Origin of the sequence: Xenorhabdus sp. BG5 (assembly GCF_015163665.1) — a bacterium.
In the GTDB taxonomy this organism is placed as follows: domain Bacteria; phylum Pseudomonadota; class Gammaproteobacteria; order Enterobacterales; family Enterobacteriaceae; genus Xenorhabdus.
The window spans coordinates 1-1,043 of record NZ_JADEUG010000084.1; the positions used below are offsets into that span (position 1 = coordinate 1).

Here is a 1,043-nt window from a genome sequence, read left to right on the forward strand (position 1 = left end):
GGTATCACCCTCGGCAACACCAAAGGGAGTATCTCGATTGATGCAGACGGCAATATCCATATTACCGGTAATACCGTCATTGTGAACGGAAAAGAGGTCATCACCCTGAACTGATACCGGGCAGGCCAACAACAGACTGAAACCCGCTCAGCCGAATGTTTGCAGCGGATTGAATATCAATTAGATAAAAAAAGTGAAAAGGAAAATCATGAGCACACAACCCTACCAAATGAACGAAGGCACCCTGACCCTTCCTGCCGGCTGGCGTGATGAATCGATGCACGTGTTTGTGCTACCGGATGACAGCGGCGTCAATCTGGTGATTAACCGCACCCCTGTGCCGGCAGGCACCGACAGCCAGGCGTATTATGAACAGACACTGACACAGTTTGTAACCCACCTGCCGGGATATCAGGAGCATCAGCGGCTGCAAATAGAACTCAGCGGTGATATAGCATGGCGGCTGGATTACCAGTGGCAAAGCCCAGAAGGGGAAATGCACCAGACGGTGGTGCTGCAAATCCGGAACAGCCAGCTGCTGGCGTTTAACCTAACCTCGCCGCGCCCATGAACAGCGGGCAGCGGGAAGCCTTACTGGCGGTGGTAAGCAGTTTTCAGGCGGCATAAGGAGAAGCCGATATGGGATTAGGTGATGAAATTATTACCCGGATTGCCCGGGTTGGTGCCACCCATGCCCGGCCTCCCCTGCCGCCGGCTGGCGGTGCCCGCGGGCCGGCAGCAGCACGTCAGGGCGACCCTATCCAGCATAAGAGCTTCTTTGGTGCCCTGATGGGGGCGGTGGCCGGTGCCTTGATTGGTGCCGCGATTTTCGGGGCCGTAGGGTTACTGGTTGCCGGCACCGGCGGGTTAGGGGCTACGCTGATTGTGGCGGCCGCAGGCAGCGGGTTAACCTATTTGGCCAGCGATGCCATCGCAGCAGCCAGCTCGGCCGTCACGGATTTTATCGACAGCTTCGGTTCACCGGACGGGGTGTTGAGTCGTGGTTCCAGTAACGTCATCATTGAAGGAAAACCTGCGGCACG

At 56.9% G+C, this 1,043-nt stretch carries 2 pseudogenes; both read left to right on the plus strand.

The window, feature by feature from the left end:
• Positions 1-208: 208 nt before the first annotated feature.
• A pseudogene (locus IQ209_RS17900) lies at positions 209-627 on the plus strand (DUF1795 domain-containing protein).
• Between the two features lie 12 nt (positions 628-639).
• Positions 640-1,043 (plus strand): annotated as a pseudogene (locus tag IQ209_RS17905) (hypothetical protein); the annotation flags it as partial.